Raw genomic sequence first — 14,673 nt, forward strand, 5'->3', positions numbered from 1 at the left:
CGAAAGGGATGCTCGCGCCCGGCATGCTCGCGGACTTTGTGATGCTCGACCGCAACCTCTTCACCGTGCCGCCCGACGAACTCCAGCATGCGCGGGTCGCCCTCACGGTCATGGACGGCCGCGTCGTCTACGAAGCGAAGTCCCGCTGACCGACCAGGGCGAACCGTGGCCGGGCGCGCCGGATTTCAAGTTGAACTCGCGGAGCGGCAAGGCGTAGATTGCGCCCGCATTCCGGCCGGAGAGATGGCTGAGTGGCCTAAAGCGCAGGTTTGCTAAACCTGTGAACGGGTTTCCGTTCCGAGGGTTCGAATCCCTCTCTCTCCGCCACCTTCCAAGATGCTTCGTTCCGGTCGCGCCCCCGTCCAACATTTGGATTGCCTGACTGCACACGGCGGCCTATCACCTTGTCCAACCTCTCAACCAGGGATTGATCATGAATCGCCCCAAGACGTCACGTCGGCGTTTCCTCCAGGCCGGTGGCCTTGGCGTCCTGAATCTCGCCGTGCCCGGCGTGGTGGTCGGGAAGGACAAGTTCGATGCGTCGGGCAAGGCCGTGCCCTCGAAGAAGTGCTGCATCTTCCTGCTCCTGTGCGGCGGCCCGAGCCACATCGACACGTGGGATTTGAAGCCGGACGCGCCGTCCGAGATTCGCGGCCCATACAAGCCGGTCTCCACCAAGGTGCCGGGCATGCAGTTGAGCGAACTGCACCCGATGCTCGCGAAGGTGACGGACCAGTTCTGCTTGATCCGCTCGATGACGCATCCGCGGCCGATCAACAACCACTTCGACGCGATGCACAACCTGCTGTGCGGCCAGGTCGTCGAGCGGGTGCGCGAGGGCGTGCCCGATGAGTTGCCCTACATCGGCTCGGTGGTGGCGAAGAATCTCTCCAACGATCGCAACCTGATTTCCAACGCGTGGCTCATCAAGTGCGTGGGCCCGCCGGTTTTCTGCGCGCCGAACATCGGCTCGGGCGGCTATCTCGGGTCGGCCTACGCGCCGGTGTTCATTGGCTCGGCGGACAACCATCCGGCGATGCCGAAGTTCAGGTTGCCGGAGATTTACGACATGGCCGATCCCGCCCGATTGCAGCAGCGGCGAAAGTTGCTCGACGCGCTGGAGTCTGATCGCCTCGGCGGAACTGCGCAGGCGAAGGACTGGGATGAACTCCGCGAACTGGCCTACGACGCGATGACCCGGCCCGAAGGCCGGCAGGCATTCGATCTCAGCCGCGAATCGGCGACCGTTCGCGAGCGCTACGGCATGCATCCGCTCGGCCAGAACCTGTTGCTTGCGCGGCGGATGGTGGAGGCCGGCGTGCGCTTCGTGACCGTCAATGGCTGGGTTGGTCCCGCGCCCGGCGAGACCGGTGGCGGACCTCCCAGTTCCAGTTGGGACATGCACGGCGGCAACATGGGGATGGGCAACGCGTTCAGCACGGGTTCTTATGGCATGGGTTTTTGCCTGCCGCGGCTGGACCAGGCGCTCTCCGCGCTGCTCACGGATTTGAAGGATCGCGGGATGCTGGACGACACGCTCGTCGTGGCCGTCGGCGAATTCGGGCGCACGCCGGTCATCCTCACGCAGGGGCCGCCCGGCCGCCAGCACTGGCCGCAGTGCTTCTCGGCGATCATCGCGGGCTGCGGCATTCGCGGCGGGGCAATTTACGGCGAGTCCGACAAGACTGCGTCCTACCCGGTGAGCAATCCCGTCACGCCGCAGGACCTTCACGCCACCGTGTTGCACGCGCTTGGGGTCCCGTTGAATGATCTCGGAAAGAACACCGGCATCATTCGTCCGCCCTTCTCCACCGGCAAACCGGTCACGGCGCTGTTCGGATAAAACGGCGGGAGGGCCACACCGGGTTCACCCGGCGTGCATCTCACTCCGTTTCCGGCTCGTCCGACTTCTTCGCCTGAAGCAATTCCTCATACGCCGCCTCACCCTGCTCGACAGCTTGCGCGGGGTTCATGCGGGCGAACGTCACCGCCATGAGCGCCGGGAAAAAGCCGTCCACGACCGTGCACGCGGAGAAGAGCCAGCAGGCGAGTTGGCCCTCGGTCGGCGGGGTTTCGACGATTTCCGCGGACATGCGCAGCGACACCTCGCCGTCCGAGTAATCGAGCAGGAAGCGGGCGTTGCGGAGGATGAAGTTGACGCGCATGAGGAACTCGACGACGGCGGCGCGGCGCGCGGGCGGGATGCTCACGGGAACGCGGCAGATCAGCTCGAGCAATTCGCGCGGCTGCGTGACCTGATAGAAGAGGTTCACCGTGACATGGCTGAGAACCATCCGGACCGACAGGGCCTCGCCGCCACCCTCGACGTGGTGGATAAGCGACGAGCCGGCGAGGAACTGGCGGACCGTTTCGAGCGTTGGATTGAGGACGGCGGGTGCGGTGGCGGGGGTTGGATTTGTCATGCGGGGAGACTACGCCCCCACGTCGGACAACGGCGGTCGCACGGCGCCGCGCCGAAATCCACTTGCCTGCCGGACGTCCGCGGATAGTGTTTGCCACGATGAATCCCGCGGCGGCCATTCGCATCTTGCTGCTCGCCTCCGTGCTGCCCGTCCCGGCGTTCGGTCAGGTCGCGGCGACCATCAACGTCAACACCACGGTGGTGCCCACGCGCGCGGCGGTGCTCAGTGGCGGGCGGTGGAACAACTCCTTCCTTCCGCGCCAGCCGGTGCTCTCCCATCCAATGGGTGGTCCCGCGCTCGGGCCGAACTATGCCGCCGCGGGCCGGAACGCCTCCGGGCTCGTGACCGTGGCGCCCGCGCCCGGCGCTCCCGCAGCGCTGGCGACGCGGGTGCCGCAGCCGGTTGTCCCCGCGCGTCCCGCGGCTGCGACTCCCGCGCCCGGTTCGAAGCTGCCGCCGCTTGCACAGGTGCTTGCACCGCCCGCGCCCGCGCCTGCGCCGCGCCAGGCATCCCAAAGCGCGCAAGTCGCGCGCCGGGTCGTCGAGGTGCAGAAGGCCCGGGCGAAGGAAGGTTCGCCGGAGGCGCAATTCGACCTCGGCGTCCGTTACATGAACGGCGACGGCGTGCTGCCGGACCTCGAACGCGCGCGTCATTGGCTCACGGAAGCCGCGCTCAGCGGCCACGCCGCCGCCGCGCGAAAACTCGCGGAACTCGACGCGTTGCCGCGCTGAGTTGTCCGGCGGGAGCGGGCCCGTCCGACCTCCCGGCCCGCCCAAACACCGCTCCGCTCACCCACGCTTCACGTTCGCGCCGCAGTGGGCGCAGAAGTTCGCCGAGGGCGGGCAGTCCGTGCCGCAGTTCGCGCAGGCCACGTGCTCGTCGAGGTGCCGGTGATGGATGACGAGGTTGCGCACGTAGGGAATCCACGTGAACGCGTAGGCGAAGATGAACACCGAGTCGCGCTTGCCGACGAGCGCATAGAGGAAGAGCAGCAGCGAACCCACGAGGCTCAGCCACCAAAACGCGACCGGCACCACCACCTGCTTTTTCTTTTCCGTCGCGCGCCATTGCACGAAGAAGCGCGCCGCAAAGACCGCGTTGCCGAGCCACCCCACGACCTTCCACACCGACCACGTGATGCCGAGGAACTTCCCGTCGAAGAACACCAGGTCGTGCAGCCAGTCCATGCGCGGAGGATGGTCGCGGCGCGGGAAAAAGGGAAGTGTTCAGCTGCCGCGCCCTCATGGGAACGGACGCAAACATATCGTCGCCAGCCCCCGCGCGCGGGTGCTATAAACCGCCATGCTCACGCGCCGCACTTTGCCTCAAGTCATCGCCACCCTTGCCGTCGTCGTTCTCGGCTGTGCCGCGCAGGGCGTCGCCGCGGACGCCGGCGCGCGCTGGTTCAAGGGCAATCTGCACACGCACTCGTTCTGGAGCGATGGCGATGACTTCCCGGAAATGATCGCCGACTGGTATCGGACGCACGGCTACGACTTCCTCGCGATCTCCGACCACAACACGTTCCAGGACACGAACCGGTTCCGCGAGATCACCGGCAACCGCCTTTACGAGGCGGCGCTCGAGAAATACCAGCGGCGCTTCGGCGACTGGGTCGAAACGGAGGTGCGCAGCCGCATCGTGTTCGCGCGGCTGAAGACCTTTGACGAGTTCCGGAAAAAGGTCGAGGAGCCGGGCAAGTTCCTGCTCATCCGCGCCGAGGAGATCACCGATTCATCGAAGCTCCCGCCCGCGCCGGTGCACATCAACGGCATCAACCTGCGCAAGCTCATCAAGCCGCTCGGCGGCTCGAACATCGTCGAGATCATGCAGAACAACTTCGACGCCGTGGACGAGCAGCGGCGCGCGACGGGCGTGCCGATGTTCGCGCACTTGAACCATCCGAACTTCGGCTTCGCGATCACCGCGGAGGAATTCATGCAGGTGCGCGGGCAGCGGTTCTTCGAGGTCTACAACGGGCACAATCGCGTTTACAACTTCGGCCACACAAACGCCACGCCGGGCATGGACCGCTTCTGGGACATCGTGCTCACGTGGCGCCTCGGCGTGCTCGGGCTCGGCGTCGTCTACGGCGTGGGCACCGACGATTCGCACCACTACCACGACATCGCGCTCTACAAGGGCATCGATGCCGCGAAGAAAGCCGCCGCACCAAAGAAGGAGGCCGAGTCCAAGAAACCCAAGGAAACCGCGCCGGCTGTCACCCCAAAAACCGTCGCCGACGACGCCGCGGCCGCACGCGACCCGAACCGCGACCTCGTGACCAAGACCTACTCCGGCCGCGGCTGGGTGGTTGTCCGCGCGCCGAGCCTCGCGCCCGAGTCCATCGTCGCCGCGATGGAGGCCGGGGATTTCTACGCGAGCAACGGCGTGAAACTGCGCGACGTCCGCCGCGGCCCCGGCGAATACCGCGTCGAGATCGAACCCGAGGCGGGCGTGAGTTACACCACGCAATTCATCGGCACGCGGAAGGGCTTCAACCGCGACAACCAGCCGGTCCGCAACGCCGCCGGCGAGCGGCTCCGCAAGACGCACACCTACAGCGCCGACGTCGGCGCCATCCTCGCCGAGGTGAAGGGCCCGGTTGCGAGCTACCGCCTCAAGGGCGACGAGATTTACGTCCGCGCCCGCGTCATCTCCACGAAGACCAAGCAGAACCCGTCCGAACTCGGCGAGGTCGAGCAGGCGTGGGCGCAGCCGCTCGTGACCGGCGTGAAGTGATCGCGTCGGCGGAGTTTCTCCTTCACGCATTCGCGGGGCGTCCTTACGCTGCGCGCCATGGGAAACACGATTCGGATCGCCGCGCTTGCGGGCGACGGCATCGGGCCGGAAGTGATGCGCGAGGCGGTCAGGGTCCTGCGCGCGGTCGAGAAGCGATTCCAACTCGACTTCCTCATCAGCGCGGCGCCCGTCGGCTGGGCGGGGATCGACGCGGCGGGGCAGGCGCTGCCCGACGCGACGCTTGAGCTGTGCCGCAAGTCGCACGCGATTCTCTTCGGCTCCGTCGGCCTGCCGGACCGCGACCCCACCCTCCCGAAGGAAGAGCGCCCCGAGCGCGCCGCGCTGCTGCGGCTGCGGAAGGAATTCGGCCTCTACGCGAACTTGCGGCCCGTCAAGCTCCCGAAGGCGCTCGCGCACGCGTGCCCGTTGCGCCCGGAGCGGCAGGGCGACGGCATCGACATCCTCGTGGTGCGCGAATTGACCGGCGGACTTTACTTCGGCCAGCCCAAGAAGACCGAGGAATACGAGACGCGCGACGCGCAGCCGGGACGCGAGCAGACGGTGGTGCTGCGCCGGCACCAGCGCGCGGTGGACACGATGGTCTACACGACGCCCGAGATCGAGCGCATCGCGCACGTCGCGTTCAAGGCCGCGCAACTGAGGCGGCGGAAGCTGTGCAGCATCGACAAGGCGAACGTGCTCGAGAACGGCGTGCTCTGGCGCGAGGTCGTCACGCGCGTCGCCAAGGATTACGCCGACGTGGCGCTCGATCACATGTTCGTGGACAACGCCGCGATGCAACTCCTGCTGCGCCCGGCGCAGTTTGACGTGCTGCTGTGCGAAAACCTGTTCGGCGACATCCTCAGCGACGAGGCCGCGGCGCTCGCGGGTTCGCTCGGGATGCTGCCGAGCGCGAGCCTCGGCGCGACGACCGGTGGGTGGACGTTTGGTTTTTACGAGCCCGCGGGCGGCACCGCGCCGGACATCGCGGGCAAGGACCTCGCCAATCCCATCGCGCAGATCCTCTCCGCGGCGCTGATGCTGCGCCACAGCTTCGGGCTCGACGACGCGGCGAAATCCATCGAGGCCGCGGTCGCGAAGGTCATCGCCGACGGGTTGCGCACGGGGGATATTTACACCGCGACGGACGCGGGCGCGCGGAAGGCCGGCACCCGCGAGATGGGCGGCGCGATTGCCGCGGCGGTCTGAGTTCGCCGTGGCGCGCGCCGGTCACTTCCGCAGCCGCGCCATGAAACCCGGCTCGGTTCCCGCGAGGTCGGCGCGGCGCTGTTCCGCGAGCAGGGTGCCGTAGGTCTTCGTGTCGCGCACGAGCATCGCGAGGCGTTCCTTCAAGCCGTCGCTCACGATTTCGCCCTCCTTCGAGACGTCCTCCTTCTCCATGAACGCCACGCCGTAGGGGAGCGACCACGCGTAGCATTGCCGCGCCACGGTGCGGAGCTGGTCGGTGACGGTCAGGCCCTTTTCGTGCGAGGCGACGACCGTGGCAAAGAGCCGCCCGGCAAACTCGTGCCAGAAATGATCGAGGAAATTCTTCAGCGTGGAGCTGATGCTGCCGTGGTAATCCGGCGTGCCGAGCACGAAAACGTCCGCGGCGTCCACACGGGCTTTGAGCGCGGGGAAATGCGGCGCGGCGAACGTCTCGTCGGGATTGAATGGCGGCAGCGGTTCCTGCGCGAGGTCGAGCACGTCCACGGAACAGCCCGCGGCGCGAAGCTGCCCGGCAACGTGCAGCACCACGGCGCGCGTGACCGACTTCCCGTGCAGGCTGCCGACGACGGCGAGGACTTGGAGCGACGACATGACTCCTTTTCGCGGAGTGAGTGCAAAGTTCAAAGTTCAATCTTCACCGTCGAACCCGGAACTTGAAACTTGGAACTTGAATCGCCGCCGCCCTACCATCCGCGCGCTTATGGATAACGCCTCCGCGCCCGCCAATGCCGGTGCCGCCCTCGAACGCGCCGACGGGCGTCATCCCGGCGAGTTGCGTCCGCTGCGGTTCCAAAACCACATCGCCCCGCACGCCTCCGGCTCGACGCTTGTCGAGTGGGGCAACACGCGCGTCATCTGCGCCGTGATGATCGAGGAAACCGTGCCGCGCTGGATGAAGGAACAAAACGTCACCGGCGGCTGGCTGACCGCGGAGTATTCGATGCTGCCTTACTCGACCCTCACGCGGAAAGCCCGCGACAGCGCGAAGGGCAAGGTGGACGGCCGCTCGACGGAAATCCAGCGGCTCATCGGGCGCGCGATGCGCTCCGCCGTGGACCTCGAGAAAGTCGGCGCGCGCACGCTGTGGGTGGATTGCGATGTGTTGCAGGCGGACGGCGGGACGCGCACGGCCGCCATCACGGGCGCGTTTGTCGCGCTGTCGCTCGCGGTAAGGAGATTGCAGACCGAGGGGAAGCTCGCGGCCGACCCGATCGCGAACAGCGTCGCCGCCGTGAGCGTGGGCGTGGTGAATGGCGTGCCGCTGCTCGACCTCTGCTACACGGAGGACGCCGCGGCCGAGGTGGACATGAACCTGGTGATGACGGGCAGGGGCGAGTTCATCGAGTTGCAGGGCACGGGCGAAGAGGCGACTTTCGGCGACGCGCACCTCGCGGCGATGCTCGAACTGGGGAAGGCCGGCATCCGGCAGTTGCTCGCGGCGCAGCAGGAGGCGATCCGGGAAGGATGACAAGGTCAGGGTCCAACGTTCCGTGGAGGATCGGTTGACTCGACTTTCGCATCACGATTGTTGGGCGTCATCGACCGTCCACCCTTCCCGCAGCCCGTTGTTCCCGATGGAATCACCGACCCGACTTTATCTCCTGCGCCACGGCGAGGTGGAGGCGCGCTACCACCGCATCTTCGGCGGGCGGATCGACATGGAGCTGTCGCCGCGCGGCCATGAGCAGGCGAAGGCGCTCGCGGGCTGGTTGCGCGCGGTGCACTTCAACGCCATCTACTCCAGCCCGATGAAGCGCGCGCAACAGACGCTCGCGCCGCTGGCCGCGCATTCGCCCGCGGCGCCGCGGACGATGGATGACTTGCGGGAAGTGGACTTCGGCGCGTGGACGGGGCTGAGCTGGCAGCAAGTGCACGAGCAGTTCAACGTGAGCGCGTTCGACTGGCTGCACATGCTCGAGGAAGGCGCGATTCCCGGCGCCGAATCCGCCGCGAACCTGCGCGCGCGGGTCGAGCCGTGCCTGCGGAGGATTCTCACCGAGTGCCGCGGCCAGACGGCGGCGATCGTCTGCCACGGCGGCGTGATCCGGATGCTGCTCGCGGTGCTGTTGCAACTGCCGGTGCCGAAGCTCGCGCACTTCGACATCGAATACGCAAGCGCGACGGTGGTGGAGTGTTTGCCGCGGCGCGCCGAGGTGGAGTTGCTCAACTTCACGCCGTGGCGCGACGTGCCATGAGCGCGAGTCGAGCCACGAAGCGGACTGGCGGGACGCTCCTGTGCGTGTCCGTCGCGACGCGCGAGGCCGCGGCGGAAGCCATCGGCGAACGGCTTGGGGAGGTGCTCGGCTGCGGGACGGCGATTTGCACGAACGCGCAAACACGGCGCACTGAAGTCACGGCCTGCCTCGACCGCCGCGGCGGGCTGAGCGCCGTGGAGCGGGGGCGGATCCGGTCCGCATGGGCGGAACTTCGCACCGCCGGGTTCGACGCCGGTTCGGGCCGGATTCAGACGCGCCGGCTGCGGCGCGAGGATTGGGCGGAGTCGTGGAAGCGGCACTTCAAGCCCGTCGAAATCAGCCGGGTGCTGCTGCTGAAGCCGAGTTGGAGCCGCCGCAGGCCGCGCCGTGGCCAGGTCGTGGTGGTGCTCGATCCCGGGCTGAGCTTCGGCACGGGGCAGCATGCGACCACGCGCTTCTGCCTCGAACAGCTCGCCACCGAGCGCGTGCCGGGGCGGGCGCAGTCGTTCCTCGACATCGGGACGGGATCGGGAATCCTCGCCATCGCCGCGGCGAAGCTCGGCTACAGGCCCGTGGCGGCACTCGATTTCGACCCCGAATCGGTCCGGGTGGCGCGCGAGAACGCCCGCACAAACGACGTCCTGCGGTCGATCCGACTCGTCCAGGCGGATTTGCGCGCGCTCCCATGGCGGGCGCGGGAGACGTTCGACGTGATCGCCGCGAACCTTACAAGCGACCTGCTGATCGGGGAACGTCGGCGCATCCTCGCGCGGTTGAAACCGGGTGGGGCGTTGGTGCTTGCCGGGATCCTGCGGCGGCAGTTTGCGGGGGTGAAAAAAGAAATGGCCCGCGGCGGGATGAAACTGGCAGTCAAGGACATCGAAGGGGAGTGGTCATCGGGTTTGTTCCGGCGCAGGGCGTGAAGTTTGCCGGCGCGGACGGCCCGTTTGAACCGCCCCTCGGGCCCGCGGTCGAACGGGGGAAACTATTGCAATGAACTTGGTCGCCCGTATCATCCGCCGCCAACCGAACGAACCCAATGCGCCAGTTTTGGACCATCGCCCTCAACGCCTTCATGGAACTGGTGCGCCAGCCGGTCTTCCTGCTGCTGATGACGTGTTCGGCGCTGTTCATCGTGTTCATCGCCGCCGTGCCTTATTTCGGCTTCGGCGACGACCCCAAACTGGTCAAGGACGGCTCGCTCGCGGTGATGCTGGTCAGCGGATTGGTCGCGGCGGTCCTGAGCGCGTCGTCCTCGGTCGCGCACGAAATCCGCTCCGGCACCGCGCTGGCGGTTCTGGCCAAGCCGGTCGGCCGGGTGCAGTTCCTCCTGGCCAAGTATCTCGGGCTGGCGGGCGCATTGACGGTGATGACCTACGTGAACGCGCTGGCGTCGCTGCTGGCCAGCCGGATGGCGTTCGATGCCTACGGGGACGCGGACCTGGCCGGGACGTCCATTTTCTACGGGTCGGTGGCGTTGGCGTTTCTGCTGGGCGGGTTCACGAACTACTTCCTGCGGCGGCCGTTCGTGCCGGATGCGACGCGGTTCGTTGTGGTGATGACGACGGTGGCGTTCGTGATCATCGTCAACTTCGTGAAGCTGTACCGGCCCGGCATCGGGAATCCGGAGGTGGACTACCGGCTCCTGCCCGCGACGGTGCTGGTGCTTTACGCGCTGTGGATCATTGCCGGGCTTGCGCTCGCCTGTTCGACTCGTTTTGAAGTCGTCCCGACCCTTGCGATATGCACGGCATTGTTTTTGCTTGGCCTGATGAGCGATTACCTCTTCGGGAACCTCGCGGACTCCAAGTCCGCGTGGCGTCATGTGGGCGAAGCCCTTTATGCGGCGGTGCCAAACTGGCAGTTGTTCTGGATTGCCGACGCGATCGAGGGCTCGAAAGCCATTGAGGGCGTGTGGACCTACGTCGCCAAGGCGCTGGGCTACGTGGTGTTTTACCTCGCCGCCTCGCTGGCGCTGGCGCTGGTGCTGTTTGAAGATCGCGAACTCGGCGGCACGCAATGAACCGGGAGTAACACCCCAACGGAATTGAAATGGAACGCAACGTCCAACGCAAAGGCCTGACCAACCTCCTGCTGCTCTTCGTGGCGGCGGTCGTCTCGGGATTCCTCTCCAAATTCTCGAGTTCGCTGTGCGACGAGGTCGCCACGGTTTTCCTGTGGCTCGGCTTCCTGGTGTCCGCGATGAGCTACTTCCAGATGCGGCTCGAAGCCCGCGAGTCGCTTGAAAAGCTCGAGATGGAGGAACTCGCCCGCACCGCCCATCGCACGTCCATCTTTGAGACGGCCGATGCCGAGAGCTTCCCCGCCCGGCGCGCGCGGGACCAGTTCGAGAAGTGGCTCGTCCCCGCCTTCACGGTGCTGCTGCTCATCCTGCAATCCGTCGCGGCATGGGCGCTATGGCGGCGCGTGCTCAACCCGCCCGTCGCCGACGTCTACGCCCCGGGGGTCGCCATCGCCGCGATCTTCGTCGGGAGCTTCCTGATGCTGTTCATCGCCGGCCGGTTCGCCGCGAGCTTCGCACGGCTCGAAGACCAGCGGTTGCTGCGGCCCAGCGCCAGCTACATGCTCCTGGGCGCCTACTTGACGATCGTCTCGGCGGCCGGGATCTCGCTGGTCTACTTCCACTACGAGCGGGTGGACCTCTACGCCGCGCGCGTGTTGTGCGCGATTCTCACGCTTGCCGCGGCAGAAACGCTCATCAACCTCATCCTCGAGGTCTACCGGCCGCGCGTCCGCGGCAAGTCGGCGCGGCTGCTCTACGACAGCCGGCTCGTGGGCTTGCTCGGGCAACCGGAGGGGCTCTTCACCACCGCCGCGCAGGCCATTGACTATCAGTTCGGATTCAAGGTGTCGGAAACGTGGTTCTACAAGTTCCTCGAGCGCTCGCTGTCGTGGCTCATCCTCGTGCAAGTCGGCGTGCTGATGCTCTCCACGTGCGTGGTGTTCATCGAGCCGCACGAGGAGGCGTTGCTCGAGCGCTTCGGCAAACCCGTCGCCGGCCGCGAAGTGCTCAAGCCCGGGCTCGCGCTCACGTATCCGTGGCCAATTGACCGCGTGCACCGATTCCAGACACAGCAGATCAAGACCTTCAGCGTCGGCTACATCCCCGACCCCGAGAAGGAAAAGGAAACCGTCGTCCTTTGGACCGTCAGTCACACAAAGGAGGAATACAACCTGATCGTCGCCAGCCGGGAGCGCGAAGTCAGCACCAACGCATCCGGCTCGCAAGCCGTCCCCGTCAGCCTCCTGACCGTCAGCATCCCCGTCCAATACCGCATCAAGGACATCGTGCAGTGGGCCCGCGGGCACACCGACGGCGCGAGCCTGCTCGAGAAAATCGCCAGCCGCGAAGTCAACCGCCACCTCGTCAGCGTGGACCTCCTCGAAATCATGTCCACCGGCCGCGAAGCCGCCGCCGCCGTGTTGCGCTCGCGCATCCAGAAACTCGCCGACGACCGCAAGCTCGGCATTGAAGTCACCTACGTCGGCCTGCGCGACATTCACCCGCCCATCGGCGTCGAGACCGTGAAGGTCGCCGAGGCCTTCGAATCCGTCGTCGGCGCCGAGCAACAGCGGGCCGCGCAAATCCTCCTGGGCGAGGGCATCGCCGCGAAGACCAACGCCCTGGCGACCGCCGAGGCCACGCGCATCCGCGAGGATGCCGCTGCCTACAGTCTCCGCCGCACCAACTCGGCCACCGCGTCCGCCGAGCAATTCCGCGACCAGATCAAGGCCTTCGACGCCGCGCCCGTCATTTATCCCGAGCGATTCTACCTGCAGACCGTCGCCCGCGCGATGCAGGGTCCGCGCAAGTATATCCTCGCCGTCACCAACGCCCACGAGGTCTTCCAACTCAACCTCGAAACCAAGATTCGCAACGATCTGCTCGACGTCCCCGTTCCGCCGCCCAAGAAGTAACCCGCCCGCCATCACCATCTCAACACACACACTTGATACCATGAAGGGAAACAAACTCGCCGTCACCATTGGCATGCTGCTGCTGGTCCTGTTCGTCCTGCTGCTCTTTTTCTTCCAGGTCCGACAGAGCGAAGTGGCCTTCGTCTCCACGTTCGGAAACCCCACCGCGGGCTCGGTGTCGCCCGGCCTGCACTTCAAGCTCCCGTGGCCCATCCAGAAGGTGCACAAATTCGACGCCCGCGTGCAGTCCTTCGAGGGCAAGTTCGAGGAAGCCCTCACGAGCGACGGCAAGCCGCTCATGGTGCAGGTCTACCTCGGCTGGAAGATCGTCAACCCGCAGCTCTTCTACAGCAGCTTCGGCGGCTCGACCAACGACGCCACGCGCAACCTCGACGGCCTCGTCGGCAGCGCCAAGAACGCCGTCGTCGGCAAGCACCCCTTCAACCACTACGTCTCCACCGACCCCGCGCAACTCAAGTTCGACGACATCGAGAAGGAGATGCTCGCCTACATCAAGAGCGAGGCGCAGGCGAAATACGGCGTGAACATCGAGTTCCTCGGCATCAAGCGCCTCGGCATCCCCGAGACCATCACCCAGAGCGTCTTCGCCCGCATGAAGGCCGAACGCGAGCGCCTCGTGCAACAATACCAGGCCGAGGGGCAGGCCCGCGCCATCGAGATCACCGCCGAGGCCAACCGCAAGCGCGACGAAATCCTCGCCAAGGCCGACGCCGAGGCCACCCGCGTCCGCGGCCAGGCCGAGGCCGATTCGCAGGAAGCCTACCGCATCCTCGAGCGCAACCCCGAGCTCGCCACCTTCCTCATGCGGATCAAGGCGCTCGAGGACAGCCTCAAGGACCGCGCCACGCTGATTGTCGATACCCGGACGCCGCCCTTCGACTACTTGCGCGGCGTGAACACGACCACCAAGACCAACAAGTGATCGCGCCATGAGCCAGCCTCACGACCACGACCACGACCACGGCCCCGGCGGACATTCGCACGGGCCCGAAGGCCACACCCACGGCCCCGGCGGTCACGACCACGGGCCCGCCAATCCCAGGCCCGCGCCCCCACCCGATCCACAGCCCGTGATCGTCGAGGACGCCGGCTCGCGCGCGCTCGAGGAGGCGTTGAGCAGCAGCTTCGTGCTCGTGAAGGCCCTGATGGTCGCACTGCTCATCGTCTTCGTCTGCTCCGGCATGTTCATCGTGGACCAGAACCAAGTCGCCGTGAAACTGCGCTTCGGCAAACTCGTCGCGACCGGCGACGGCCAGCTCTACCTCCCCGGATGGCATTGGGCGTGGCCGTATCCCATCGACGAGGTCGTGAAGATTCCGCGGCACCTCCAGCATTCCGTCCGCTCCACCGTCGGCTGGTATGCCGTCACCCGCGAACAGGAACTCGCCGGCAAGGAACCCGACATGACCGGCTCGCTCAATCCCGCTTCCGACGGCTATGCAATCTCCGGCGACGGCAACATCATGCACGCCCGCGCCGTGGTGCGTTACCGGATCAGCGACCCGGTCAACTACGCGTTCAACTTCACCGTCACCTCAAACCTCGTCGAGAACGCGGTCAACAACGCCATCCACGCTGTCGCGGCGCGGTTCAATGTCGACGGCGCCACCCGCACGAACGTCGCGGCCTTCCGCAACGACGTGTTGCGCCGCACGAGCGATCTGGTATCGCGCCACGCGCTCGGCGTCGAGGTGGACGAGGCCAATTCCACCGTCGAGACGAAGGTCCCGCGGCAGGTCGGCGACGCCTTCCGCGAAGTCTCCATCGCCGAGGCTGCGCGCAGCACCGCCATCAACGAGGCCAAAGGCAAGGCGAACAACCTCGTGGCCACCGCGAGCGGCGAGGCCGCGGACATCTTGAGCAAGGCCAACGGCAACGCCAGCAAGCTCCGCGCATCCGCGCTCGCCGATGCCGAGTCCTTCACCAAGCAATTCCCCGCCTACCGCGCCAACCCCACGCTCTTCCGCGAACGCCTCTTCACCGAGGCCATCGGGCGAATCCTGACGAACAAGGCGGACCTCTTCCTCCTTCCCGAATCCGCCTCCGGCCGGCCGGAAATCCGCCTGCTCCTCAACCCGGAACCGCCCAAGTCCTCGACCAACGCCCCCGGACAGCCCCACTAA

At 66.5% G+C, this 14,673-nt stretch carries 15 protein-coding genes and 1 tRNA gene; 13 read left to right on the top strand and 3 right to left on the bottom strand.

The window, feature by feature from the left end; genetic code table 11:
* From FJ386_00005 to FJ386_00015, 3 genes are all read left to right on the top strand, one after another.
* A partial coding sequence (locus FJ386_00005) for an amidohydrolase family protein (GenBank protein MBM3875093.1) occupies positions 1 to 149 on the top strand: 149 nt, incomplete at its 5' end.
* 88 nt (positions 150 to 237) lie between these two features.
* Positions 238 to 327, top strand: a tRNA-Ser gene (locus tag FJ386_00010).
* 106 nt (positions 328 to 433) lie between these two features.
* The gene (locus FJ386_00015; protein ID MBM3875094.1) at positions 434 to 1,843 is read left to right on the top strand and encodes a DUF1501 domain-containing protein; all 1,410 of its coding nucleotides are present in this window, start codon (positions 434 to 436) and stop codon (positions 1,841 to 1,843) included.
* A 40-nt stretch (positions 1,844 to 1,883) separates the two neighbouring features.
* Here the strand turns inward: FJ386_00015 and FJ386_00020 are convergent, their stop codons facing one another.
* Positions 1,884 to 2,423, bottom strand: coding sequence for a hypothetical protein (locus FJ386_00020; protein MBM3875095.1), 540 nt, complete (start codon positions 2,421 to 2,423; stop codon positions 1,884 to 1,886).
* A 98-nt stretch (positions 2,424 to 2,521) separates the two neighbouring features.
* On the opposite strand from FJ386_00020, the gene FJ386_00025 reads away from it, so the two are divergent.
* Positions 2,522 to 3,154, top strand: coding sequence for an SEL1-like repeat protein (locus FJ386_00025; GenBank protein ID MBM3875096.1), 633 nt, complete (start codon positions 2,522 to 2,524; stop codon positions 3,152 to 3,154).
* 57 nt (positions 3,155 to 3,211) lie between these two features.
* Here FJ386_00025 and FJ386_00030 read toward each other — a convergent pair whose 3' ends face one another.
* Positions 3,212 to 3,610, bottom strand: a complete 399-nt coding sequence (locus tag FJ386_00030) for a lipid A biosynthesis acyltransferase (protein ID MBM3875097.1) — start codon at positions 3,608 to 3,610, stop codon at positions 3,212 to 3,214.
* 115 nt (positions 3,611 to 3,725) lie between these two features.
* Between FJ386_00030 and FJ386_00035 the strand changes: the two genes are divergently transcribed.
* On the top strand, positions 3,726 to 5,165 hold the full coding sequence (locus FJ386_00035; protein MBM3875098.1) for a hypothetical protein: 1,440 nt from the start codon (positions 3,726 to 3,728) through the stop codon (positions 5,163 to 5,165).
* 57 nt (positions 5,166 to 5,222) lie between these two features.
* Positions 5,223 to 6,374: a 3-isopropylmalate dehydrogenase gene (gene leuB, locus FJ386_00040; GenBank protein MBM3875099.1), complete on the top strand. Its 1,152-nt coding sequence runs from the start codon at positions 5,223 to 5,225 to the stop codon at positions 6,372 to 6,374.
* 21 nt (positions 6,375 to 6,395) lie between these two features.
* Here the strand turns inward: leuB and FJ386_00045 are convergent, their stop codons facing one another.
* On the bottom strand, positions 6,396 to 6,986 hold the full coding sequence (locus FJ386_00045; GenBank protein ID MBM3875100.1) for an NAD(P)H-dependent oxidoreductase: 591 nt from the start codon (positions 6,984 to 6,986) through the stop codon (positions 6,396 to 6,398).
* Between the two features lie 109 nt (positions 6,987 to 7,095).
* On the opposite strand from FJ386_00045, the gene FJ386_00050 reads away from it, so the two are divergent.
* The 7 genes from FJ386_00050 (at position 7,096) to FJ386_00080 (ending at position 14,673) form a co-directional block, all read left to right on the top strand.
* On the top strand, positions 7,096 to 7,863 hold the full coding sequence (locus tag FJ386_00050; GenBank protein ID MBM3875101.1) for a ribonuclease PH: 768 nt from the start codon (positions 7,096 to 7,098) through the stop codon (positions 7,861 to 7,863).
* Positions 7,864 to 7,969: 106 nt separating this feature from the next.
* The gene (locus tag FJ386_00055) at positions 7,970 to 8,590 is read left to right on the top strand and encodes a histidine phosphatase family protein (GenBank protein MBM3875102.1); all 621 of its coding nucleotides are present in this window, start codon (positions 7,970 to 7,972) and stop codon (positions 8,588 to 8,590) included.
* On the top strand, positions 8,587 to 9,513 hold the full coding sequence (locus FJ386_00060) for a 50S ribosomal protein L11 methyltransferase (GenBank protein MBM3875103.1): 927 nt from the start codon (positions 8,587 to 8,589) through the stop codon (positions 9,511 to 9,513). Before FJ386_00055 ends, FJ386_00060 begins: the two co-directional genes overlap by 4 nt.
* 116 nt (positions 9,514 to 9,629) lie before the next feature.
* Complete coding sequence (locus FJ386_00065; protein ID MBM3875104.1) at positions 9,630 to 10,613, top strand: ABC transporter permease; 984 nt, start codon at positions 9,630 to 9,632, stop codon at positions 10,611 to 10,613.
* Between the two features lie 29 nt (positions 10,614 to 10,642).
* Positions 10,643 to 12,529 (top strand): hypothetical protein, encoded by a 1,887-nt coding sequence (locus FJ386_00070; GenBank protein MBM3875105.1) that lies wholly within the window; start codon positions 10,643 to 10,645, stop codon positions 12,527 to 12,529.
* Entirely contained in the window at positions 12,270 to 13,472 is a 1,203-nt protein-coding gene (locus FJ386_00075; GenBank protein MBM3875106.1) for a hypothetical protein, read from the top strand. Before FJ386_00070 ends, FJ386_00075 begins: the two co-directional genes overlap by 260 nt.
* A 7-nt stretch (positions 13,473 to 13,479) precedes the next feature.
* Positions 13,480 to 14,673, top strand: a complete 1,194-nt coding sequence (locus FJ386_00080) for a hypothetical protein (protein MBM3875107.1) — start codon at positions 13,480 to 13,482, stop codon at positions 14,671 to 14,673.

The organism is Verrucomicrobiota bacterium, from assembly GCA_016871675.1.
Lineage (GTDB): Bacteria > Verrucomicrobiota > Verrucomicrobiia > Limisphaerales > VHCN01 > VHCN01.

Coding starts and splice junctions, on each gene's coding strand:
- FJ386_00020 (MBM3875095.1), bottom strand. CDS start 2,423: ATGACAAATCCAACCCCCGCCACCGCACCCGCCGTCCTCAATCCAACG.
- FJ386_00035 (MBM3875098.1), top strand. CDS start 3,726: ATGCTCACGCGCCGCACTTTGCCTCAAGTCATCGCCACCCTTGCCGTC.
- FJ386_00070 (MBM3875105.1), top strand. CDS start 10,643: ATGGAACGCAACGTCCAACGCAAAGGCCTGACCAACCTCCTGCTGCTC.
- FJ386_00030 (MBM3875097.1), bottom strand. CDS start 3,610: ATGGACTGGCTGCACGACCTGGTGTTCTTCGACGGGAAGTTCCTCGGC.
- FJ386_00065 (MBM3875104.1), top strand. CDS start 9,630: ATGCGCCAGTTTTGGACCATCGCCCTCAACGCCTTCATGGAACTGGTG.
- FJ386_00025 (MBM3875096.1), top strand. CDS start 2,522: ATGAATCCCGCGGCGGCCATTCGCATCTTGCTGCTCGCCTCCGTGCTG.
- FJ386_00055 (MBM3875102.1), top strand. CDS start 7,970: ATGGAATCACCGACCCGACTTTATCTCCTGCGCCACGGCGAGGTGGAG.
- FJ386_00075 (MBM3875106.1), top strand. CDS start 12,270: ATGCCGCTGCCTACAGTCTCCGCCGCACCAACTCGGCCACCGCGTCCG.
- FJ386_00080 (MBM3875107.1), top strand. CDS start 13,480: ATGAGCCAGCCTCACGACCACGACCACGACCACGGCCCCGGCGGACAT.
- FJ386_00050 (MBM3875101.1), top strand. CDS start 7,096: ATGGATAACGCCTCCGCGCCCGCCAATGCCGGTGCCGCCCTCGAACGC.
- FJ386_00045 (MBM3875100.1), bottom strand. CDS start 6,986: ATGTCGTCGCTCCAAGTCCTCGCCGTCGTCGGCAGCCTGCACGGGAAG.
- FJ386_00015 (MBM3875094.1), top strand. CDS start 434: ATGAATCGCCCCAAGACGTCACGTCGGCGTTTCCTCCAGGCCGGTGGC.
- FJ386_00060 (MBM3875103.1), top strand. CDS start 8,587: ATGAGCGCGAGTCGAGCCACGAAGCGGACTGGCGGGACGCTCCTGTGC.
- leuB (MBM3875099.1), top strand. CDS start 5,223: ATGGGAAACACGATTCGGATCGCCGCGCTTGCGGGCGACGGCATCGGG.